The sequence below is a fragment of the Microvirga pakistanensis genome, from assembly GCF_004458765.1.
GTDB classification, from domain to species: Bacteria; Pseudomonadota; Alphaproteobacteria; order Rhizobiales; family Beijerinckiaceae; genus Microvirga; species Microvirga pakistanensis.
In genome coordinates, this window is record NZ_SPJX01000652.1 from 130,757 (window position 1) to 152,036 (window position 21,280).

General features: G+C 66.2%; 17 protein-coding genes. 14 read left to right on the plus strand and 3 right to left on the minus strand.

What is annotated here, in order from left to right; all coding sequences use genetic code 11:
• The first annotated feature begins 3 nt into the window (after window positions 1-3).
• The 5 genes from sucD to E4K09_RS25410 all read left to right on the plus strand — a co-directional run bounded on the left by sucD (window position 4) and on the right by E4K09_RS25410 (window position 7,365).
• The gene (gene sucD, locus E4K09_RS25390; protein WP_134500417.1) at window positions 4-891 is read left to right on the plus strand and encodes a succinate--CoA ligase subunit alpha; all 888 of its coding nucleotides are present in this window, start codon (window positions 4-6) and stop codon (window positions 889-891) included.
• 61 nt (window positions 892-952) lie between these two features.
• A complete protein-coding gene (locus E4K09_RS25395) occupies window positions 953-3,913 on the plus strand; it encodes a 2-oxoglutarate dehydrogenase E1 component (RefSeq protein WP_134500418.1) in 2,961 nt (986 codons plus the stop codon).
• A 64-nt stretch (window positions 3,914-3,977) separates the two neighbouring features.
• Entirely contained in the window at window positions 3,978-5,210 is a 1,233-nt protein-coding gene (gene odhB / locus E4K09_RS25400; protein ID WP_134500419.1) for a 2-oxoglutarate dehydrogenase complex dihydrolipoyllysine-residue succinyltransferase, read from the plus strand.
• 121 nt (window positions 5,211-5,331) lie between these two features.
• The gene (lpdA, locus tag E4K09_RS25405) at window positions 5,332-6,729 is read left to right on the plus strand and encodes a dihydrolipoyl dehydrogenase (RefSeq protein ID WP_134500420.1); all 1,398 of its coding nucleotides are present in this window, start codon (window positions 5,332-5,334) and stop codon (window positions 6,727-6,729) included.
• A gap of 9 nt (window positions 6,730-6,738) precedes the next feature.
• Window positions 6,739-7,365, plus strand: coding sequence for a thymidine kinase (locus tag E4K09_RS25410; RefSeq protein WP_134500421.1), 627 nt, complete (start codon window positions 6,739-6,741; stop codon window positions 7,363-7,365).
• A 79-nt stretch (window positions 7,366-7,444) separates the two neighbouring features.
• On the opposite strand, the gene E4K09_RS25415 is transcribed toward E4K09_RS25410, so the two are convergent.
• On the minus strand, window positions 7,445-8,422 hold the full coding sequence (locus tag E4K09_RS25415; RefSeq protein WP_134500422.1) for a tyrosine recombinase XerC: 978 nt from the start codon (window positions 8,420-8,422) through the stop codon (window positions 7,445-7,447).
• 71 nt (window positions 8,423-8,493) lie between these two features.
• Here E4K09_RS25415 and E4K09_RS25420 point away from each other — a divergent pair, with 71 nt between their 5' ends.
• Window positions 8,494-10,656 carry a primosomal protein N' gene (locus E4K09_RS25420; protein ID WP_134500423.1) on the plus strand — a complete coding sequence of 721 codons (2,163 nt, stop codon included), beginning with the start codon at window positions 8,494-8,496 and terminating at the stop codon, window positions 10,654-10,656.
• Here E4K09_RS25420 and E4K09_RS25425 read toward each other — a convergent pair.
• Entirely contained in the window at window positions 10,625-10,852 is a 228-nt protein-coding gene (locus E4K09_RS25425; protein WP_134500424.1) for a hypothetical protein, read from the minus strand. The two genes, E4K09_RS25420 and E4K09_RS25425, sit on opposite strands and share 32 nt — an antisense overlap.
• 228 nt (window positions 10,853-11,080) lie before the next feature.
• Between E4K09_RS25425 and E4K09_RS25430 the strand changes: the two genes are divergently transcribed.
• The 7 genes from E4K09_RS25430 (at window position 11,081) to E4K09_RS25460 (ending at window position 17,428) form a co-directional block, all read left to right on the plus strand.
• A complete protein-coding gene (locus E4K09_RS25430; RefSeq protein WP_134500425.1) occupies window positions 11,081-11,641 on the plus strand; it encodes a histidine phosphatase family protein in 561 nt (186 codons plus the stop codon).
• Window positions 11,642-11,851: 210 nt separating this feature from the next.
• A complete protein-coding gene (locus E4K09_RS25435) occupies window positions 11,852-12,424 on the plus strand; it encodes a F0F1 ATP synthase subunit delta (RefSeq protein WP_134500426.1) in 573 nt (190 codons plus the stop codon).
• On the plus strand, window positions 12,424-13,953 hold the full coding sequence (atpA, locus tag E4K09_RS25440) for a F0F1 ATP synthase subunit alpha (protein ID WP_134500427.1): 1,530 nt from the start codon (window positions 12,424-12,426) through the stop codon (window positions 13,951-13,953). The genes E4K09_RS25435 and atpA overlap by 1 nt, the downstream gene beginning before the upstream one ends.
• A 37-nt stretch (window positions 13,954-13,990) precedes the next feature.
• Window positions 13,991-14,863 (plus strand): F0F1 ATP synthase subunit gamma, encoded by an 873-nt coding sequence (locus E4K09_RS25445; protein ID WP_134500428.1) that lies wholly within the window; start codon window positions 13,991-13,993, stop codon window positions 14,861-14,863.
• Window positions 14,864-14,884: 21 nt separating this feature from the next.
• Window positions 14,885-16,339 carry a F0F1 ATP synthase subunit beta gene (gene atpD, locus E4K09_RS25450; RefSeq protein ID WP_134500429.1) on the plus strand — a complete coding sequence of 485 codons (1,455 nt, stop codon included), beginning with the start codon at window positions 14,885-14,887 and terminating at the stop codon, window positions 16,337-16,339.
• 115 nt (window positions 16,340-16,454) lie between these two features.
• A complete protein-coding gene (locus E4K09_RS25455) occupies window positions 16,455-16,856 on the plus strand; it encodes a F0F1 ATP synthase subunit epsilon (protein WP_134500430.1) in 402 nt (133 codons plus the stop codon).
• 20 nt (window positions 16,857-16,876) lie between these two features.
• Entirely contained in the window at window positions 16,877-17,428 is a 552-nt protein-coding gene (locus tag E4K09_RS25460; RefSeq protein ID WP_244610681.1) for a 2'-5' RNA ligase family protein, read from the plus strand.
• A gap of 111 nt (window positions 17,429-17,539) precedes the next feature.
• Here E4K09_RS25460 and putA read toward each other — a convergent pair whose 3' ends face one another.
• Window positions 17,540-20,635 (minus strand): bifunctional proline dehydrogenase/L-glutamate gamma-semialdehyde dehydrogenase PutA, encoded by a 3,096-nt coding sequence (putA, locus tag E4K09_RS25465; RefSeq protein ID WP_134500431.1) that lies wholly within the window; start codon window positions 20,633-20,635, stop codon window positions 17,540-17,542.
• 113 nt (window positions 20,636-20,748) lie between these two features.
• On the opposite strand from putA, the gene E4K09_RS25470 reads away from it, so the two are divergent.
• Window positions 20,749-21,210 carry an Lrp/AsnC ligand binding domain-containing protein gene (locus E4K09_RS25470; RefSeq protein ID WP_134500432.1) on the plus strand — a complete coding sequence of 154 codons (462 nt, stop codon included), beginning with the start codon at window positions 20,749-20,751 and terminating at the stop codon, window positions 21,208-21,210.
• Window positions 21,211-21,280: the final 70 nt, after the last annotated feature.

Below are 21,280 nucleotides of genomic sequence, written 5' to 3' on the forward strand. Positions count from 1 at the left end.
CTGATGTCCATTCTCATCGACAAGAACACCAAGGTCATCTGCCAGGGCTTCACCGGCAAGAACGGGACCTTCCATTCCGAGCAGGCCATCGCCTACGGCACCAAGATGGTCGGCGGAACCTCGCCGGGCAAAGGCGGCTCGACGCATCTCGGCCTGCCCGTGTTCGACACGGTCATGGAAGCGCGCGAGGCGACCGGCGCCGACGCGTCCGTCGTCTACGTTCCGCCGCCGGGCGCGGCGGACGCCATCTGCGAGGCGATCCAGGCCGAGATCCCGCTCATCGTCTGCATCACGGAAGGCATCCCGGTGCTCGACATGGTGCGCGTGAAGCGTTCGCTCGAAGGCTCCAAGTCGCGCCTCATCGGCCCGAACTGCCCCGGCATCGTCACGGCGGGCGAGTCGAAGATCGGCATCATGCCGGCCAACATCTTCAAGCCCGGCTCGGTCGGCATCGTGTCGCGCTCCGGCACGCTCACCTACGAGGCCGTGTTCCAGACCACCAACGAAGGCCTCGGCCAGACCACCGCCGTCGGCATCGGCGGCGACCCGGTGAAGGGCACCGAGTTCATCGAGATGCTCGACATGTTCCTCTCCGATCCTAAGACCGAATCGATCGTCATGATCGGCGAGATCGGCGGATCGGCCGAGGAGGAAGCAGCCGAGTTCATCGCCCGCGAAGCCAAGAAGGGCCGCAAGAAGCCGATGGTCGGCTTCATCGCCGGCCGCACGGCTCCTCCCGGACGCCGCATGGGCCATGCCGGCGCGATCATCTCCGGCGGCAAGGGCGGTGCGGAAGACAAGATCGCCGCCATGGAGGCCGCGGGCATCCGCGTGTCCCCGTCGCCGGCCCGCCTCGGCAAGACCCTGGTCGAGGTTCTGAAGGGCAAGTAACCAACAATAAAGGCCGCTCCGGTTACGGAGCGGCCCAACTTCTTTTGGATAGGCAATCGCCATGGCACGCCAAGACGCCAACGAAAACTTCCTGAACACCGCTTTCCTCTATGGCGCCAATGCGTCCTATATCGAGGAGCTTCACGCCCGCTACGAGAAGGACCCGTCGTCGGTCGACGCCGAATGGCAGGCGTTCTTCGGCGCGTTGAAGGATGACAGGCAGGCTGTCGAGACGGCGGCCAACGGTCCTTCCTGGGAAAAGCCGAACTGGCCGATCCACGCCAACGGCGAGCTGATCTCCGCGCTCGACGGCAACTGGGCGCAGGTCGAGAAGGCCGTCGGCGACAAGATCAAGGCCAAGGCGAAAGACAAGGGCGCCGAGATCAGCCAGGCGGACGTGCAGCAGGCAACCCGCGATTCCGTGCGCGCCATCATGCTGATCCGCGCCTACCGCGTGCGCGGGCATCTGCACGCGCAGCTCGATCCTCTGGGCATCAATCCGCGTCCGAGCGACGAGGAGCTGCATCCGTCCCATTACGGCTTCACGGAAGCCGACTGGGACCGCAAGATCTTCCTCGACAACGTGCTCGGCCTCGAATTCGGGACGATCCGCGAGATCGTCGCGATCCTCGACCGCACCTACTGCCAGACGGTGGGCGTCGAGTTCATGCACATCTCCGACCCGGTCGAGAAGGCCTGGATCCAGGAGCGCATCGAAGGGCCCGACAAGGAGATCACCTTTACGAAGGAAGGCAAGCGCGCCATCCTCAACAAGCTCGTCGAGGCGGAAGGCTTCGAGAAATTCCTGGATGTCCGCTACACCGGCACCAAGCGCTTCGGCCTGGACGGCGGCGAGTCGCTCATCCCGGCCCTCGAGCAGATCATCAAGCGCGGCGGCAATCTCGGCGTGAAGGAGATCGTGCTTGGCATGGCCCATCGCGGCCGCCTGAACGTGCTCACCCAGGTGATGGGCAAGCCGCACCGCGCGCTGTTCCACGAGTTCAAGGGCGGATCCTTCGCCCCCGACGACGTGGAGGGCTCGGGCGACGTGAAGTACCACCTCGGCGCGTCCTCCGACCGGATTTTCGACGGCAACAACGTCCACCTGTCGCTCACGGCGAACCCTTCGCATCTGGAGATCGTCAATCCCGTGGTGCTCGGCAAGGTGCGCGCCAAGCAGGATCAGCACGGCTGCACGCCCGACAACCGCACCGCCGTCATGCCGCTCCTGATTCACGGCGACGCGGCCTTCGCGGGCCAGGGCGTGGTGGCGGAATGCTTCGGGCTTTCGGGCCTGCGCGGCCACCGCACCGGCGGCTGGATTTCCTTCATCATCAACAATCAGATCGGCTTCACCACCGATCCGCGCTTCTCGCGCTCCTCGCCCTATCCGTCGGACGTGGCGAAGATGGTCGAGGCGCCGATCTTCCACGTGAACGGCGATGATCCCGAGGCCGTGGTCTTCGCCGCGAAGGTCGCGACCGAGTACCGCCAGCGGTTCCAGAAGCCCGTCGTCATCGACATGTTCTGCTATCGCCGGTTCGGCCACAACGAGGGCGACGAGCCGTCGTTCACCCAGCCGCTCATGTACCGCAAGATCCGGTCGCATCCGTCGATCACCGAGATCTACTCCAAGAAGCTCGTCGCCGAGGGTGTCGTCACCGAGGCCGAGATCGAGGAGATGAAGAATTCCTGGCGCTCCAAGCTCGACGCCGAGTTCGACATCGCGGCCAATTACAAGCCCAACAAGGCCGACTGGCTCGACGGCCGCTGGTCCGGCCTCAAGGCCGTGCGCGAGGATCAGGACGATCCCCGCCGCGGACAGACGGGCCTGCCCGCCGAGACGCTGCAGCAGATCGGCAGCGCGCTGACCACATTGCCCCAGGGCTTCCACGTCCACCGCACGATCCAGCGTTTCCTCGACAACCGCAAGAAGATGCTGGAAACCGGCGAGGGGCTCGACTGGGCCATGGCCGAGGCGCTTGCCTTCGGTTCGCTCCTGCTCGAAGGCCATCGCGTGCGCCTGTCCGGCCAGGATGTGGAGCGCGGCACCTTCTCTCAGCGCCACTCGGTTCTCACGGACCAGGAGAACGAGGAGCGCTACACGCCGCTCAACCACATCTCGGAAACCCAAGCCCGCTATGAGGTCATCAACTCGATGCTCTCGGAAGAGGCGGTGCTGGGCTTCGAATATGGCTACACCCTCTCGGAGCCCAACGCGCTGACCCTTTGGGAGGCGCAGTTCGGCGACTTCGCCAACGGAGCCCAGGTGGTGTTCGACCAGTTCGTCTCCTCGGGCGAGCGCAAGTGGCTGCGCATGTCGGGTCTCGTGTGCCTGCTGCCGCACGGCTACGAGGGTCAGGGTCCCGAGCATTCCTCCGCACGCCTGGAGCGCTTTCTCCAGATGTGCGCCGAGGACAACATGCAGGTGGCCTATTGCTCGACACCGGCCAACTACTTCCACATCCTGCGCCGTCAGCTGAAGCGCGACTTCCGCAAGCCGCTGATCCTCATGACGCCGAAGAGCCTGCTGCGCCACAAGCGCTGCACCTCGGCCCTCGCGGCGATCTCGGAGGGAACCTCCTTCCACCGCGTTCTGCGGGACGATGCCCAAGCGGGTCGCGAGGGCATCAAGCTGGTGAAGGACGACAAGATCCGGCGCGTGGTGATCTGCACCGGCAAGGTCTATTACGACCTGCTCGAGGAGCGCGAGAAGCGTGGGCTGGACGACGTCTATCTGCTGCGCGTCGAGCAGCTCTACCCGTTCCCGGCGAAGTCCCTGGCCGCCGAGCTCTCCCGCTTCAAGAAGGCCGATGTGGTGTGGTGCCAGGAAGAGCCCAAGAACATGGGCTCCTGGAACTTCGTCGAGCCCTATCTCGAATGGGTGCTCAAGACGGCAGGTTCCAAGGTGGACCGCCCGCGCTATGTGGGCCGCCCCGCTTCCGCTGCGACCGCCACCGGTCTGATGTCCAAGCATCTCGGCCAGCTGCAGGCATTCCTCGACGAGGCTTTCGCGGCGTAAGACCCGCGAAGGCTCTCATCCCTTCCCCGAGCTTTCGAAAGCTCAGACAAAGACTAGAACGATCATGGCAACCGAAATCCGCGTACCCACTCTCGGCGAATCCGTTTCAGAGGCCACCATCGGCCGCTGGTTCAAGCAGCCCGGCGACCCCGTGAAGGCCGACGAGCCTGTCCTTGAGCTCGAAACCGACAAGGTAACCCTCGAGGTCAACGCACCCGCGAGCGGGACTCTCGGGGAGATCGTCGCGAAGGACGGCGAGACGGTCTCGCCGGGCGCGGTGCTCGGCTCGATCGTCGAGGGCGGCGCGGCTGCCGCTCCCGCGGCTGCCCCCAAGGCCGAGGCGCCCAAAGCCGCCCCGGCTCCCGCTCCGGCGCCGGCTCCTGCTGCGGCCCCAGCAGGCGCCGCCAAGGACCACGGTCCCGCGGTCGCTCGCCTTGCGGCCGAGAGCGGCGTGAGCCCGGCGAACGTTCCCGGCTCCGGCAAGGACGGCCGCGTCACGAAAGGCGACATGCTTGCCGCCATCGCGACAGGCGGTGCTTCGGCTCCCGCGCCGGCTGCTCCGGTCGCCGTGCGTGCCCCTTCCGCTCCGGTCGATGCCGAGCGCGAAGAGCGCGTGAAGATGACGAAGCTGCGTCAGACCATCGCGCGCCGCCTCAAGGACGCGCAGAACACCGCCGCCATGCTCACCACGTTCAACGACGTGGACATGAGCGCGGTCATGAACCTGCGCAGCCAGTACAAGGACGTGTTCGAGAAGAAGCACGGCACGAAGCTCGGCTTCATGGGCTTCTTCACCAAAGCCGTGATCCAGGCCCTGAAGGACGTTCCGGCGGTCAACGCCGAGATCGACGGCCAGGACATCGTCTACAAGAACTACTACCACATCGGCATCGCCGTCGGCACCGAGAAGGGCCTCGTGGTTCCGGTGGTGCGTGACGCGGACGATCTGTCGGTCGCCGGGATCGAGAAGAAGATCGCCGATTTCGGCCGCCGCGCCCGCGACGGCAAGCTCGGCATCGACGAGATGCAGGGCGGCACCTTCACCATCACCAACGGCGGCATCTACGGCTCTCTCATGTCGACGCCGATCCTCAACGCTCCGCAATCCGGCATTCTCGGCATGCACCGCATCGAGGAGCGTCCGGTGGTCCGCAACGGCCAAGTGGTCGTGCGCCCGATGATGTATCTCGCGCTCTCCTACGATCACCGCATCGTCGACGGCAAAGAGGCCGTGACCTTCCTGGTGCGGATCAAGGAGGCCCTGGAAGATCCGGCCCGCCTCGTCCTGGATCTCTGATCTCGACACCTCGTCGTGCCCGGCCTCGTGCCGGGCATCCTCGCCTTTCAAAGCCGGGCGGTCGTCCCACGACGTGGATGGCCGGGACAAGCCCGGCCATGACGTTTAAGGGGATGCTCCCATGTCCTACGATCTCATCGTCATCGGCACCGGCCCGGGCGGCTATGTGGCCGCCATCCGGGCCGCGCAGCTCGGCCTCAAGACCGCCGTCGTCGAGAAGCGCAAGACCCACGGCGGCACCTGCCTCAACGTGGGCTGCATTCCCTCGAAGGCGCTGCTCCATGCGTCGCACATGTTCGAGGATGCCAAGCACTTCGCGGATCTCGGCATCGGCGTCAGCGCGCCGACGCTCGATCTCAAGAAGATGCAGTCCTTCAAGCAGGAGGGCGTCGACGGCAACACCAAGGGCGTCGAGTTCCTGCTGAAGAAGAACAAGATCGACGCCTTCCAGGGCACGGCGCGGATTGCCGCCGTCGGCCAGGTCGAAGTGACGTCCGAGGACGGCTCCAACCAGGTCCTGCAGACCAGGAACATCCTCATCGCCACGGGCTCGGACGTGACGCGCCTGCCCGGCATCGAGATCGACGAGAAGGTCGTGGTGTCCTCCACCGGCGCTCTCGAACTCGAGAGCGTGCCCAAGCGCCTCGTCGTCATCGGCGCCGGCGTGATCGGCCTCGAGCTCGGCTCCGTGTGGCGCCGTCTCGGCGCCGAAGTCACCGTCGTGGAATATCTCGACCGCATCCTGCCCGGCATGGATGCCGAGGTCGCCAAGAACTTCCAGCGCATCCTGTCCAAGCAGGGCTTCGAGTTCAAGCTCGGCGCGAAGGTCACCGGCGTCGAGAAGACCGGCAAGGGCGCGACACTCACCTACGAGCCCGCCTCCGGCGGCGCCGCGCAGACCATCGAGGCGGACGTGGTGCTCGTGGCGATCGGCCGCGTGCCCTACACGCAGGGCCTCGGGCTGGACCATGTGGGCGTTCAGCTCGACAATCGCGGCCGCGTCCTCACCGACGAGCACTTCGCCACCAACATCACCGGCATCTACGCCATCGGCGACGTGATCGCCGGTCCGATGCTGGCGCACAAGGCCGAGGACGAAGGCGTCGCGGTGGCCGAGATCCTCGCCGGCAAGGCGGGCCACGTGAACTACGACGTGATCCCGAGCGTGGTCTACACGTTCCCGGAGGTCGCATCCGTCGGCAAGACCGAAGAGGAGCTCAAGAGCGCGGGCGTCGCCTACAACGCCGGCAAGTTCCCCTTCACGGCCAACGGCCGCGCGAAGGTGAACCGCACCACGGACGGCTTCGTGAAGATCCTGGCGGACGCCTCCACCGACAAGGTCCTCGGCGTGCACATCATCGGCCCCGAGGCCGGCAACCTCATCCACGAGGCGGCCATCGCCATGGAGTTCGGTGCCTCGTCGGAGGACATGGCGCGCACCTGCCATGCTCACCCGACCCTTGCAGAAGCTGTGAAGGAAGCCGCACTCGCGGTGGAGAAGCGCGCGATCCATATGTAATATGGATTCATGGCAAAGCTCCACTTCCTCTACTCGGTGATGAACGCAGGAAAGACCACGCATCTCCTGCAGGTTCGTCACAACTACATCGAGAACGGCGGCCACGTGCTGCTGTTCTCCAGCCCCGTCGACGATCGGTTCGGCGTCGGCAAGGTCAGGTCCCGCATCGGCCTCGAAGCCGACGCGACGGTCCTGAGGAAGGACGATCCCATCGGCGACATCGTGGCGGCCGAACACGCCCGGAAAAAGGTGACCGTCGTTCTCATCGACGAAGTTCAGTTCATGACGGCGGATCAGGTCCGCCAGCTCGCCTGGATCGTCGACGAGCTCGGAATTCCGGTCATGGCCTATGGGCTCAAGAACAACGTCTACGGCACCCTGTTCAGCGACGCGATCGCGGCCATGATGGCTCTCGCCGACGATTTCCAGGAAATCAAGCAGCTCTGTCATTGCGGCCGCAAGGCCACGATGATCCTGAAGTTCGACCCCAACGGAGAGCCCGTGCGGTCCGGCCCCGTCATCGAGATCGGCGGGGAAAGCCGCTACGTCTCCGTCTGCCGCCCGCACTGGACCAAGGGCGACATCGGCCCCGCCGCGCGTCAGCTCCTGTCGCAGGCTGTCGTGGCCGCGGAGTAGAGCGATTTTCTCCGTCCTGGCCGGGCTTGTCCCGGCCACCCACGTCTTTGGACCACGATTCCAACAATGACGCGGACCCTTACTTCACCCGCGCCCGCGGATGGGCCGCATTGAACGCATCCATCAACCGTGTCGCGTCCACCTTCGTGTAGAGCTGCGTGGTCGAGAGCGATGCGTGACCGAGCAGTTCCTGGATGCCGCGCAGGTCTCCGCCCCGGGCCAGAAGATGCGTCGCGAAGGAATGCCGCAGGGCATGCGGCGTGGCGCTGTCGGGCAGGCCGAGCGCGCCGCGCAGTTCCTCCACCGCGAGCTGAATGATGCGAGGCGAGAGCGGTCCTCCGCGCACACCCACGAAGAGCGGGTCCTCCGGCGCGATCACGTAGGGACACAGGTGCAGGTACTCCTCCACCGCCCGCTGGATCGCCGGAAGCACGGGAACGCTGCGTACCTTGCCGCCCTTGCCGGTCACGGTGATCGCATCGACGCCGCCGACCGGCGCGTCGCGGCGCTGAAGGCCGAGCGCCTCGGAAATGCGCAGGCCCGCACCATAGAGCAGCGAGAGCACGGCGGCGTCCCGCGCCAGGATCCACGGTTTGCGATCCTCGGACGCGCGGGCCTCCTTGTCCGTCACGGCTACCGCGGACGAGGCGGAGAGGGGACGCGGCAGGTTCTTGTCCGCCTTGGGGCTGCGGATCGCCGCAAAGGCCGAGGCCGTGCCGTGCCCCTCCCGCTCCAGGTAACGGGCGAAGGAGCGAAGGGCCGAGAGCTGGCGCATGAGAGACCGGCTTCCCACCGCCTTCATGCGGCGCGCTGCCAGAAAGGCGCGGATGTCGAGGGGCTTTAGGTCCAGAACGGCTCTGATGCTCGGCGGCTCGCCGAGATGCTCCGTGAGAAAGGCCAGAAACTGCCGCAGGTCCCGGGCATAGGCCTCCACGGTCTTGGGCGAGAGCCTGCGCTCCTTCGCGAGCCCCTGGAGCCACGCCAGCACCTCCCGGCGCGTGTCCTCCGCGCCGGGCAGGACGAGATCGAGGGCGTTCTTGGCATCGCTGCTGGACATTTCGCTCTTTGACATGGCGCCGCTATATGCAAGGCAGACAACGTTAGCAGCCACAGGTTAACTCCGTTCGAATGACAAGCCGTATCGCCGATGTCCTCATCCCGCTGGCGCTGGACACGGCCTATTCCTATGCCGTGCCGGATGGTCTCGCGCTCGAGGAGGGCGACGTGGTGCAGGTGCCCCTCGCCACCCGCGAGGTGGCGGGGGTCGTCTGGGGCCTGCGGGACGGGCAGGGCGCCAATTTCAAGAAGGTGACGGGTGTCCTCGAAGGACCGAACCTGTCGCCCAAGATGCGCAAGTTCATCGACTGGGTGTCCTGGTATACGCTCGCTCCCAAGGGCTCGGCCCTGGCCATGAGCCTGAAATTCCCCGATCCGGACCGGACGGAGGTCGTACGCGTAGGCGTCAGGCTCACGGCGAACCGGCCCAAACGCATGACGCCCGCGCGCCAGAAGGTGATCGAGGCCGCGCAGGACGGAATCGTGCGCCTGAAGAGCGAGCTCGCGCATGCGGCCGGCGTCAGCAACAGCGTCATCGACGGGCTGATCGACGAGGGCGTGATCGAAACGCTGGCCCTGCTCCAGGAGCCGGTGGCCGGACTGCCGAATCCCGATTTCGGCGACACCGAGCTGTCCGACGGCCAGCGCGACGCGGCGGGCAGCATCGTCGGCGCCCTGCGCGAGGAGCAGCCGCCGGTGATCCTGCTCGAGGGCGTTACGGGGTCCGGCAAGACCGAGGTCTATTTCGAGGCGGTGGCGGAGGCGGTGCGCCAGGGCCGGCAGGCTCTCATCCTCATGCCGGAGATCGCCCTCACGGCGCAGTTCCTCGACCGGTTCGCCGCGCGCTTCGGGGTGAAGCCCGCCACCTGGCATTCAGGGGTGACGGGGCGCAAGCGCGAGCGGCTCTACGCGGCCATCGCCTCCGGCGAGGTGAAGGTGGTGGCAGGCGCCCGCTCGGCCCTGTTCCTGCCCTATGCCGATCTCTCGCTCATCATCGTCGACGAGGAGCACGAGACCGCCTACAAGCAGGACGACGGCGTGCATTACCATGCCCGCGACATGGCGGTGGTGCGCGGAAAGATCGAGAACGCCACGGTGGTGCTGGCCTCGGCCACGCCCTCCATCGAGAGCCGCGTCAACGTGGAGCGGGGGCGATACCGGCACGTGAAGCTGCCGGAGCGATTCGGCGGACGCTCGATGCCGCAGATCCGCGCCGTGGATCTCCGGCGCGAGCAGATCCCGAAGGGACGCTGGCTTTCGCCCACCCTCGTCGCTTCCGTCGAGGACACCATCGGCCGTGGCGAGCAGGCGCTGCTCTTCCTGAACCGGCGCGGCTACGCGCCGCTCACCCTCTGCCGCGCCTGCGCCCACCGCTACGAATGTCCGAACTGTTCCGCCTGGCTCGTGGAGCACCGCTTCCGGCGCTCCCTGGTGTGCCACCATTGCGGCCATGTGGAGCGCACGCCGCAGGCCTGCGTGGAATGCGGCAGCATCGATTCGCTGGTGCCCTGCGGCCCTGGCGTGGAGCGGATCGCCGAGGAGGTGGCGGAGCTCTTTCCCGACAAGCGCTCCATCGTGCTCTCCAGCGATTTTCCCGGCGGCACCGAGCGGCTGCGCACGGAATTGGCCGCGATCGCGGCGGGCCAGGTCGACATCGTCATCGGCACGCAGCTCGTGGCCAAGGGGCACAACTTCCCGCTCATGACCCTCGTGGGGGTCCTGGATGCCGATATCGGTCTCACCTCCGGCGACCCGCGGGCCGCCGAGCGCACCTTTCAGATGCTGCAGCAGGTCACGGGCCGCGCCGGACGCGGCGAGAAGCCGGGCAGGGCCCTCGTCCAGACCTGGCAGCCGGATCATCCGGTCATCGCCGCCCTGGTGTCCGGCGATGCGGAGCGGTTCTACGAGGAGGAGACCCGGGTCCGCGAAATGGCGGGATTGCCCCCCTTCGGCCGACTCGCCTCGCTGATCGTATCGGCCGAGGAGAGGGAGGCAGCCGAGGCCCATGCCCGGGCCATGGCGATGGTGACAGAGCCGCCTCCGGGGGTCATGGTGCTCGGACCCGCCGAGGCGCCCCTCGCCCTCATCCGGGGGCGCTACCGCTACAGGCTTCTGGTGAAGACCGAGCGCGAGGTCGATCTTCAGGGCTATCTGCGCTCCTGGCTGGCCCGCTGCCCGAAGGTCAGGGGCAATACGCGCGTCGCTATCGACGTGGATCCTCAGAGCTTTCTATGAGGTTGGCGGTGACGGCGGCACCGGGCGGGACCCGGATGTTCGTCGGCGCGAGCACGAGGACGGGCTCGCCGCCGCGAACCACGGGCGCGATTCTGGAGCGCATGGTCCTCTCGATCTCCGGGGCCAAGGGGCCGAGAAATGGGATACTCCAGAACAACCCCAAGGCGAGCAGGGTGAGGGCGGCGAACAGGCGCATCGGAGCCTCCCGGGTTAACCAAGTGTTAAGGGTGGGAGCCCGCCCGCGCTTCTCAAGGGCGCAAAGGGGCATCTGGGACGAAATACCTCGCTCGTGCCGTCCGGAGCGGACTTTCCGCCCGCGCCGCGCTTCGCGATGGAACATGCGATGCGCTGCCGACAGCCGGCATCAGATTGCCTTCGAAAGTGGATTTCCCTTTTAGGCCTGATGGTCTACCGAAAGGACACCATGCCCAAGATCGTTCACTGCATCCGCCACGGCCAGTCCACCTTCAATGCCCATTTCGCCGAGACCGGCGAAGACCCGCTCCATTTCGATGCCCCCCTGACCGAGCTTGGCCTCAGACAGGTGCAGGAGCGGGCCCGGGAGCTGCGCTCACACCCTTACGAGCTCGTCATCACCACGCCTCTGACCCGGGCGATCCAGACCACCCTCGGGCTGTTCGGCGATCATCCGGCGGCGCCCCCGATCCATGTGGAATGCCTTCACCGGGAGCACCTGGAGAGCAGCTGCGACGTCGGACGGGCTCCATCCCTTCTGATGCAGGAGTTCCCGCATCTGAGCTTCGATCACCTCGACGAGGTGTGGTGGCATAACGAGGGCGAGCCGGACCCGCGCGGATTCGTCTACGAGCCCAGCCACATCTTCGAGGGGCGGGTCGAGCAGTTCCGGCGGTGGCTCCAGGACCGGCCGGAGCAGATGATCGCCGTCGTAGGGCACGGCACCTTCTTCAGCCGGCTCACGGGCCAATATCTCGGCAATTGCGAGGTCGCGGTTCTGGAGCTCTGAGTCTTGAGCGCAGGGCGGGTTCACCGCATTTTTACGAGCACGCCCTGGCTCAGCTCGCCTTGCGTCCCGGGAAAACCCATGCTAGTGCACCCCCGCCTGCGGGCGGAGAACGGTCCCCTTAAGGCTCACTTCCATCGACCCGACGGGTTTCCCGACAGCTTGTTTGAAGGCTCGCCGGTCTGAAACCCGTAACTTGAGAGAGACGATTACGTGGCGCAAAGCGGTTCGCATGAAGGACCCCTCCTGTCGGGCGTAGCGTTGCGCTATGCATCGGCGCTGTTCGACCTCGCTCGGGAAGCGAATGCGGTGGACGCCGTGGCCGGCGATCTCGCACGCTTCGAGCAGCTGATCCGGGGCAGCGAAGACTTGCAGCGCCTGATCCGCAACCCCATTTTCACGGCGGAAGAGCAGACCCGTGCGATGGATGCCCTTCTCGGAAAGCTCGGCCTTTCGGGCCTTTCCGGCAATTTCATCCGCCTCGTGGCCTCCAAGCGCCGCCTCTTCGCCCTTCCGGACATGATCCGCGCCTATCAGGATCTCGTGTCCGACGCGAAGGGCATCGTCCGGGCTCAGGTGACCCTGGCGGAGGCTCCGTCGGACACCGTTCTCAACGAAATCAAGGCGGCGCTGCGCGACGTCGCTAAGGCTGACGTCGCTGTCGACGTCAAAATCGACCCGAGCCTCATCGGCGGAATCATCGTGAAGATGGGCTCCCGCATGGTGGACGCTTCGGTGCGCACCAAACTCAATTCCATTCGTCTTGCGATGAAAGAGGTCCGCTGATGGACATTCGAGCCGCTGAGATCTCCGCGATCCTCAAAGAGCAGATCAAGAACTTCGGTACCGAAGCTGAAGTCACCGAAGTCGGTCAGGTCCTGTCCGTCGGTGACGGTATCGCCCGTTGCTACGGCCTCGACAAGGTTCAGGCCGGCGAGATGGTCGAATTCGAGAGCGGCGTGCGCGGCATGGCCCTCAACCTCGAAACCGACAACGTCGGCGTCGTGATCTTCGGTTCCGACCGTGAGATCGCCGAAGGCCAGACCGTGAAGCGCACGGGCGCCATCGTGGACGTGCCGGTCGGCAAGGGCCTCCTCGGCCGCGTCGTCGACGCGCTGGGCAACCCCATCGACGGCAAGGGCCCGATCCAATCCACCGAGCGTCGCCGCGTCGACGTGAAGGCTCCGGGCATCATTCCGCGCAAGTCCGTGCACGAACCCATGGCGACGGGCCTGAAGGCGATCGACGCCCTCATTCCGGTCGGCCGCGGCCAGCGCGAGCTGATCATCGGCGATCGTCAGACCGGCAAGACCGCGATCGCCCTCGACACGATCCTGAACCAGAAGCCGCTGAACCAGGGCAACGACGAGTCGCAGAAGCTGTACTGCGTGTACGTGGCCGTCGGCCAGAAGCGCTCCACGGTCGCTCAGTTCGTGAAGGCTCTCGAGGACAACGGCGCTCTGGAATACTCCATCGTCGTCGCCGCGACCGCTTCCGACCCGGCTCCGATGCAGTTCCTGGCTCCCTTCGCCGGCTGCGCCATGGGCGAGTTCTTCCGCGACAACGGCATGCACGCCGTGATCGTGTACGACGACCTGTCGAAGCAGGCCGTCGCCTACCGTCAGATGTCGCTCCTGCTCCGCCGTCCTCCGGGCCGCGAGGCCTATCCGGGCGACGTGTTCTACCTGCACTCCCGCCTGCTGGAGCGCGCCGCGAAGCTCAACGACGCCAACGGCGCCGGCTCGCTCACCGCTCTGCCGGTCATCGAGACCCAGGCCAACGACGTCTCGGCCTACATCCCGACCAACGTGATCTCCATCACCGACGGCCAGATCTTCCTTGAGACGGATCTGTTCTACCAGGGCATCCGCCCGGCGGTGAACGTCGGCCTCTCCGTGTCGCGCGTGGGCTCCTCGGCCCAGACGAAGGCGATGAAGAAGGTTGCGGGCAAGATCAAGGGCGAGCTGGCGCAGTACCGCGAAATGGCGGCCTTCGCCCAGTTCGGCTCCGACCTCGACGCCACCACGCAGCGCCTGCTGAATCGCGGCTCGCGCCTGACCGAACTCCTGAAGCAGCCGCAGTTCTCGCCGCTGAAGATGGAAGAGCAGGTCGCCGTGATCTACGCCGGCGTGAACGGTTACCTCGACAACCTGCCGCTCAACCGCGTGCGCGCTTTCGAGGACGGCCTGCTCAGCACTCTGCGCAGCAGGCACGCCGATATCCTCGAGGCGATCCGCACCTCGAAGGACCTCTCGAGCGACTCCGAGGCGAAGCTCAAGGACGTCGTCCAGACCTTCGCCAAGTCGTTTTCCTAAGATCCAGCCGGAACTCCGGAGAGGGTAGGGCCGCTCGATGCCGAGCTTGAAAGACCTTCGTAACCGCATCGCCTCGGTCAAGGCGACGCAGAAGATCACCAAGGCCATGCAGATGGTGGCCGCCGCGAAGCTGCGCCGCGCGCAGACCGCGGCGGAGGCCGCGCGTCCCTACGCGGAGCGCATGGCCGTGGTGCTCGGCAATCTCGCGTCCGGCATCATCGTCGGGCCCGAGACGCCGCGTCTGCTCGCCGGCACGGGCTCCGACCGGGTGCATCTCCTGATCGTCTGCACGGCCGAGCGCGGCCTGTGCGGCGCGTTCAACTCCTCGATCGCCCGTCTCGCCCGAGACCACGCCAACCGGCTCCTGGCCGAGGGCAAGACGGTCAAGATCATCTGCGTGGGCAAGAAGGGCTACGACATCCTTCGTCGCCAGTTCGCCGAGCAGATCATCGAGTTCATCGACCTGCGCTCCGTTCGCCAGATCGGCTTCGAGCAGGGCGACATGATCGCCCAGAAGGTGCTCGCGCGCTTCGAGGCCGGCGAATTCGACGTGGCGACCCTGTTCTACTCGCGCTTCCGCTCGGTGATCGCCCAGATTCCGACGGCGCAGCAGATCATCCCCGCCCAGATCGAAGCCGCCGGGACGGCATCGGACGCGGTCTACGACTACGAGCCTGACGAAGGCGAGATCCTGACCACGCTTCTGCCGCGCAATCTCACCGTCCAGATCTTCCGGGCGCTCTTGGAGAACGCGGCGTCCGAACAGGGCGCCCGCATGAGCGCCATGGACAATGCGACCCGCAACGCGGGCGAGATGATCAAGAAGCAGACGATGACCTACAATCGGTCGCGTCAGGCGATGATCACCAAGGAACTGATCGAAATCATTTCGGGCGCCGAGGCGCTCTGACGAATCCGAGAGGAGCCTCACATGGCTAACACCGCTACCGCCGGCAAGAACGTCGGTCACATCACGCAGGTCATCGGCGCCGTCGTCGACGTGCAGTTCGAAGGCCATCTTCCCGAGATCCTCAACGCTCTCGAGACCCAGAACCAGGGCAGCCGCCTGGTGCTCGAAGTTTCGCAGCAGCTCGGCGAGAACACCGTGCGCTGCATCGCCATGGACACCTCCGAGGGTCTGGTGCGCGGCCAGGAAGTCTTCGACACCGGCGCCCCGATCTCCGTGCCCGTCGGCGCCGCCACGCTCGGCCGCATCATGAACGTCATCGGCGAGCCGGTGGACGAAGCCGGCCCCATCGCCGGCGAAGCCCAGCGCGCCATCCACCAGCCGGCCCCGTCCTATGCCGAGCAATCCACCGAGGGCCAGATCCTCGTCACGGGCATCAAGGTCGTGGACCTGCTCGCTCCCTACGCAAAGGGCGGTAAGATCGGCCTCTTCGGCGGCGCAGGCGTCGGCAAGACCGTGCTGATCATGGAGCTCATCAACAACGTCGCGAAGGCGCACGGCGGCTACTCCGTGTTCGCCGGCGTGGGCGAGCGGACCCGCGAGGGCAACGACCTCTATCACGAGATGATCGAGTCCCGCGTGAACGTGAACCCGGCCGAGAACAACGGTTCGGCCGCCGGCTCCAAGTGCGCTCTCGTGTACGGCCAGATGAACGAGCCCCCGGGCGCCCGCGCCCGCGTCGCGCTCACCGGCCTGACCGTCGCCGAGCACTTCCGCGACCAGGGTCAGGACGTGCTGTTCTTCGTGGACAACATCTTCCGCTTCACCCAGGCAGGCTCCGAGGTGTCGGCGCTTCTCGGCCGTATTCCCTCGGCGGTGGGCTACCAGCCGACCCTGTCGACGGACATGGGTGCCCTGCAGGAGCGCATCACCACCACCACCAAGGGCTCGATCACCTCGGTGCAGGCCATCTACGTTCCCGCCGACGACCTGACCGACCCTGCTCCGGCGACCTCCTTCGCCCACCTCGACGCCACGACCGTGCTGTCGCGTTCGATCGCCGAGAAGGGCATCTATCCGGCCGTGGATCCGCTCGACTCGACCTCGCGCATGCTCTCCGCCGCGATCGTCGGTGAGGAGCACTACAACGTCGCCCGCCAGGTCCAGCAGGTGCTGCAGCGCTACAAGGCGCTCCAGGACATCATCGCGATCCTGGGCATGGACGAGCTCTCCGAAGAAGACAAGCTCACCGTCGCCCGCGCCCGCAAGATCGAGCGCTTCCTGTCGCAGCCCTTCCACGTGGCGGAAGTGTTCACCGGCTCGCCCGGTAAGCTCGTCGCCCTCGAAGACACGATCAAGGGCTTCAAGGGCCTGGTCGAGGGCCAGTACGATCACCTCCCCGAGGCCGCCTTCTACATGGTCGGCACCATCGAGGAAGCGGTCGAGAAGGCCCAGCGCCTCGCTGCTGAAGCTGCCTAACCGAACTCCAGGATCGTCCCGGGGCGTGCTCGCACGCTCCGGGACCTGCTTTTCCAGCCTGCCTCCAACGATCCCGCACCGCTCCCGTTGAGCGGACGGATGACGAGAAGCTCAAATGGCCACCTTCACTTTCGAACTCGTCTCTCCCGAGCGCGTGCTGTTCTCAGGCGCCGTCGACGCGGTCGTCCTGCCTGCGACCGAAGGCGACATGACGGTTCTTGCCGGCCATGCGCCGACGATGACGACTCTCAAGACCGGCTTCCTGGTCGTGACGAGCAATCCGGGCAACGGCCGCCGGGTGCTGGTCCGCGGCGGTTTCGCCGACATCAACCAGAACGGGCTCACCGTCCTCGCCGAGCGCGCGCTTCCGGAGGAAGAGTTGACGCAGGAGGTTCTCGACAAGGAAATCCTCCAGGCGGAGATGATTTGGGATTCGACGGACGATCCGGCCGCCAAGCACGCCGCCGAATCGGCGATCGCGCAGCTGCGCGAGGCCAAGGCGGCCCTGAACTACTAAGCGCTTTTGAAGAAGCATGCATGAAACACCCGGCCCCGAGCCGGGTTTTTCATGTCATGACAAAGCCCGCGCCGCTGATCCTCACCATCGCCCTGGACGAGCACTCCTTCTCGTTCTTCGACGCACAGAGGAGGCGCTACTTTCCGCCCGACCGGAATTTCATCCCGGCGCATCTGACCCTCTTTCATCATCTGCCGGGCGACCGCCTCGACACCATCCAGGACCTTCTCGCGAAAACGTGCTCCGCACAGCCACGTTTCCGGCTGGATGCCACCCATCTCCGGTCTCTCGGCCGCGGCGTCGCCTATGTCCTGCAATCCGCTGAACTCGCCGCCCTGCGTGCGAGCCTCGCGCAGGAGTGGAGCCCATGGCTGACGCCGCAGGACCGGCAAAAACATCAGCCGCACGTGACCGTGCAGAACAACGTCGACCCTCAAACGGCGCGGACGCTACTGAGGGACCTTTCCGAGAGCTTTGCGCCGTTCCAGGCGACGGCGCTCGGCCTGGACCTGTGGTGGTACCGCGGAGGGCCGTGGGAGATGGTGCGGCACATTCCCTTTATCCAGGAATGAGGCCGTCTCGCCAAATCAGTTCGGAGAAAGCCGGACTTGAAATGTCGTCACCGGCACGAGGCCGGTGACGACATTCCTTACCTGTCGTGGGCGCCAGGGGAGCCAGCGCTCTCACTCACCCATCGCGATCAGGTTGGCGTTGCCGCCGGCAGCCGCCGTGTTGATCGTCACGGTCTGCTCGGTCGCGAAGCGCAGGAGGTAATGCGGCCCGCCGGCTTTCGGCCCGGTCCCGGAGAGACCATGACCACCGAACGGCTGCACGCCGACCACCGCGCCGATCATGTTGCGGTTCACGTAGACGTTGCCGACCGACAAAGCCTCGACGATGCGGTCGACCGTCGCGTCGATCCGCGAGTGAACGCCCAGCGTCAGGCCATAACCCGTTCCCTCGACGGCCTGGATCACCTCCTCGAGGCGATTGGCCTTATAGCGCGCCACGTGCAGCACGGGTCCGAACACTTCCTGCGCCAGATCGTGCGGCTTGTTGAGCTCGAAGATATGCGGCGCCACGAACGTGCCCATGGCCGGTGCCGTACCGGCATAATGCACTCTCGCCTGCGCTTTCATGTCCGCGATATGCGCGTCGAGCTTGTCCTTCGCCTCGCGGTCGATGACCGGCCCCACATGCACCGAGACGTCCCGCGGGTCGCCGAGCTTCAGCTCGCGCGCGTTGCCGGCGATCATTTCGATCATGCGGTCGGCCACATCCTCCTGCACGCAGAGGAGGCGCAGGGCCGAGCAGCGCTGGCCGGCGGACCGGAAGGCGGACATCACCACGTCGTCGGCCACCTGCTCGGGCAGCGCCGTCGCGTCCACGATCATGGCGTTGATGCCGCCGGTCTCGGCGATCAGCGGTACGATGGCGGCATCCTTGTTCGCCAGGGTGCGGTTGATGATGCGCGCCACCTCCGTGGACCCTGTGAAGACGACACCACCGACATCCCTGTGTTCCACGAGGCGGGCGCCCACACGCCCGTCCCCGGGCACGAGGTGCAGGGCGGACTTCGCCACGCCGGCCTCGTGCAGGATACGCACCGCCATGCCGGCGATCAGCGGCGTCTGCTCCGCAGGCTTCGCAACGACCGCGTTGCCCGCCATGAGGGCAGCACTCACCTGACCCAGGAAGATCGCAAGCGGGAAGTTCCAGGGCGAGATCGCCACGAACACGCCGCGTCCCCGAAGACGCAGCACGTTGCTCTCGCCGGTCGGGCCGGGCATCGCTTCTCCGGCGCCGAAGAGCGTGCGGCCCTGCACCGCGTAGTAGCGGCAGAAATCGACAGCTTCCCGCACCTCCGAGAGCGCATCGTCGAGGGTCTTGCCCGCTTCCGTCTGCAGCAGGTGCAGCAGGGCGCCACGACGCTCCTCCATGAGATCGGCGGCGCGTTCCAGAGCCTTGGCCCGGCTCGCCGCATCGGTCCGGCTCCAGGAAGCGAAGCCCGCGCGGGCCGAAGCCATGGCGCGGTCGGCGATCTCGGGCGTCGCTTCCGTCACATGACCGACGGTCGCACCATCGACGGGGCTGACGACGGCGCGAGTCTCGCCCGAAGCCGCTTTCCCGTCGATCAGCGGATCGGCGCGGAACGTCTGCTGGGCGGCCTTCCTGATCTCGCCGAGGAGCGCGTCGAGCGAAGCGCGGTGGCCGAACTCGACGCCCTTCGAATTGGCGCGCTCGGACCCATAGAGATCGCGCGGCAGCGGGAGCTTCGGATGGCGGGCCCGATCGGCGGACCCGATGATGTCGGCCGGGCGCTTGAGCAGGGCCTCGACCGGAACGCCGGGATCGGCCGCAACCGACACGAAGGAGGAGTTCGCGCCGTTCTCGAGCAGGCGGCGGACCAGATAGGCGAGGAGGTCCCGGTGACCGCCGACGGGTGCGTAGGCGCGGCAGGCCAGTCCCGGATTGTCTTCCAGAAGGCGCGCGTAGAGTGCCTCGCCCATGCCATGCAGGCGCTGGAACTCGTACCCGTCCGTGCCGCCCGCGCGCTCGATGATCGACGCGACCGTGAGCGCGTTGTGGGTTGCGAATTGCGGATAGATGCGCGGACGCAGCGCCAGCATCTTCTCGGCACAGGCGACGTAGTGCAGGTCCGTCATGGCCTTGCGGGTGAAGACCGGGTAATCGTCGAGGCCGCGCTCCTGCGCGCGCTTCACCTCGGTGTCCCAGTAGGCACCCTTCACGAGGCGCACCATCATCTGACGGTTGTAGCGCTCCGCCATGGCCGCGATCGCATCGATCACCGAGCCTGCCCGCTTCTGATAAGCCTGAATGGCCAGGCCGAAGCCCTTCCAATCCGCGAGCGACGGATCGGCGATCACGGCCTCGATCACCTCGAGCGAGAGCTCGAGGCGGTCCGCCTCCTCCGCATCGACCGTGAAGTTGAGATCGTAGGATTTCGCCTTCTGCGCCAGCTCGATCACGAGCGGCACGAGCTCGCGCATGACCCGCTCGCGGCTCGTCGCCTCGTAGCGTGGATGCAGGGCCGAGAGCTTCACGGAAATGCCCGGACGGTTCGGCAGAGGCTCGTTGCCCGCCGAGCGGCCGATGGCATCGATGGCGGAGGCGTAGGATTCGAAGTAGCGGCGTGCATCCGCTGCCGTCCGGGCGCCTTCGCCCAGCATGTCGAAGGAGTAGCGATAGATCCGGCCCTTGGAGGAGGTGGCGCGCTTCAAGGCCTCCTCGATGGTCTGGCCGAGCACGAAATGGTTGCCCATGACGCGCATGGCCTGCCGGGTGGCGGTGCGCACGGCGGGAAGGCCGATGCGCTTCGTGAGCTGGCCCAGGATGCTTTCCGGCGTCTCGCCGGGCTGGATCACCCGGGCCGTGATCCCGAGCGCCCAGGCCGAGGCCGATACCAGGAAGGCGTCGGACTTGGCCTCATGGCCGGCGAAATCGGCTTGACCGAGCTTGTCCTCGATGAGCCTGTCGGCGGTGGCGGCATCCGGCACGCGCAGCAGGGCTTCGGCCAGCACCATGAGAGCCAGGCCCTCCTTTGTGGAGAGCGCGTATTCCCGCAGCATCTCCTCCACGCCGCCGAGGCCGCCGCCCTTGGCGCGGATGGCCTCGATCAGGCGGGTGGCGCGCTCGTCGACGCGGCGCTCGCGCTCGGGCGACAGGCGGGAGCTCGCCAGGAGACGGGCGGCCATCGCCTTGTCGTCCTCGGCGAAGGGCGGGTTGAAGGTCAGGGCGGGGCTGGAATTGTAGGTCATGTCGGGCCTCGGAAGATTTCCCGGCAATATACGGGGTCCGACGCCGTGTTTCGATGGTGATATTCCGAGTTCGGCCTTAAGATTGGCGCCATAAGTGATGCACGAGCGTGAAAATGACGGATATCGACCGGATCGATCGGAAGATCCTGAAGCTGCTGCAACTGGATGGGCGGATTTCCACGGTGGACCTGGCCGAGAAAATCGGCCTTTCGCCCACCTCCACCAGCGACCGGGTGAAACGCCTGCAGCGGGAGGGCTATATCGCGGGCTTCGGAGCGAGGCTCGACCCGCACCGGCTGGGTCTGGAGCTCCTGGTCTTCGTGGAGGTTTCCCTCGACAAGACGACGCCCGACGTCTTCGAAAAGTTCGCGGAAGCCGTCAAGCGCGCCCCCGAGGTTCTCGAGTGTCACATGGTGGCGGGCGGCTTCGACTACTTGGTGAAGACCCGCGTCGCCGACATGGGGGCCTATCGCCACTTCCTCGGCGAGATCCTGCTGGCGCTGCCCGGCGTGAAGGAAACCCGCACCTACGCGGTGATGGAAGAGGTCAAAAGCGACGGCATGCTGCCGGTTTGAAACGACAATGGCCGGGAGGCGAGGGATCCGGCGTGCCTGGAAAAGGGCGCCGGCGATGCGGCGCCCCATT

Bases quoted from the DNA above. Each gene is read 5' to 3' on its own strand.
- sucD (WP_134500417.1), top strand. From the start codon at position 4: ATGTCCATTCTCATCGACAAGAACACCAAGGTCATCTGCCAGGGCTTC.
- E4K09_RS25395 (WP_134500418.1), top strand. From the start codon at position 953: ATGGCACGCCAAGACGCCAACGAAAACTTCCTGAACACCGCTTTCCTC.
- odhB (WP_134500419.1), top strand. From the start codon at position 3,978: ATGGCAACCGAAATCCGCGTACCCACTCTCGGCGAATCCGTTTCAGAG.
- lpdA (WP_134500420.1), top strand. From the start codon at position 5,332: ATGTCCTACGATCTCATCGTCATCGGCACCGGCCCGGGCGGCTATGTG.
- E4K09_RS25410 (WP_134500421.1), top strand. From the start codon at position 6,739: ATGGCAAAGCTCCACTTCCTCTACTCGGTGATGAACGCAGGAAAGACC.
- E4K09_RS25415 (WP_134500422.1), bottom strand. From the start codon at position 8,422: ATGTCCAGCAGCGATGCCAAGAACGCCCTCGATCTCGTCCTGCCCGGC.
- E4K09_RS25420 (WP_134500423.1), top strand. From the start codon at position 8,494: ATGACAAGCCGTATCGCCGATGTCCTCATCCCGCTGGCGCTGGACACG.
- E4K09_RS25425 (WP_134500424.1), bottom strand. From the start codon at position 10,852: ATGCGCCTGTTCGCCGCCCTCACCCTGCTCGCCTTGGGGTTGTTCTGG.
- E4K09_RS25430 (WP_134500425.1), top strand. From the start codon at position 11,081: ATGCCCAAGATCGTTCACTGCATCCGCCACGGCCAGTCCACCTTCAAT.
- atpA (WP_134500427.1), top strand. From the start codon at position 12,424: ATGGACATTCGAGCCGCTGAGATCTCCGCGATCCTCAAAGAGCAGATC.
- E4K09_RS25445 (WP_134500428.1), top strand. From the start codon at position 13,991: ATGCCGAGCTTGAAAGACCTTCGTAACCGCATCGCCTCGGTCAAGGCG.
- atpD (WP_134500429.1), top strand. From the start codon at position 14,885: ATGGCTAACACCGCTACCGCCGGCAAGAACGTCGGTCACATCACGCAG.
- E4K09_RS25455 (WP_134500430.1), top strand. From the start codon at position 16,455: ATGGCCACCTTCACTTTCGAACTCGTCTCTCCCGAGCGCGTGCTGTTC.
- E4K09_RS25460 (WP_244610681.1), top strand. From the start codon at position 16,877: ATGAAACACCCGGCCCCGAGCCGGGTTTTTCATGTCATGACAAAGCCC.
- putA (WP_134500431.1), bottom strand. From the start codon at position 20,635: ATGACCTACAATTCCAGCCCCGCCCTGACCTTCAACCCGCCCTTCGCC.
- E4K09_RS25470 (WP_134500432.1), top strand. From the start codon at position 20,749: ATGACGGATATCGACCGGATCGATCGGAAGATCCTGAAGCTGCTGCAA.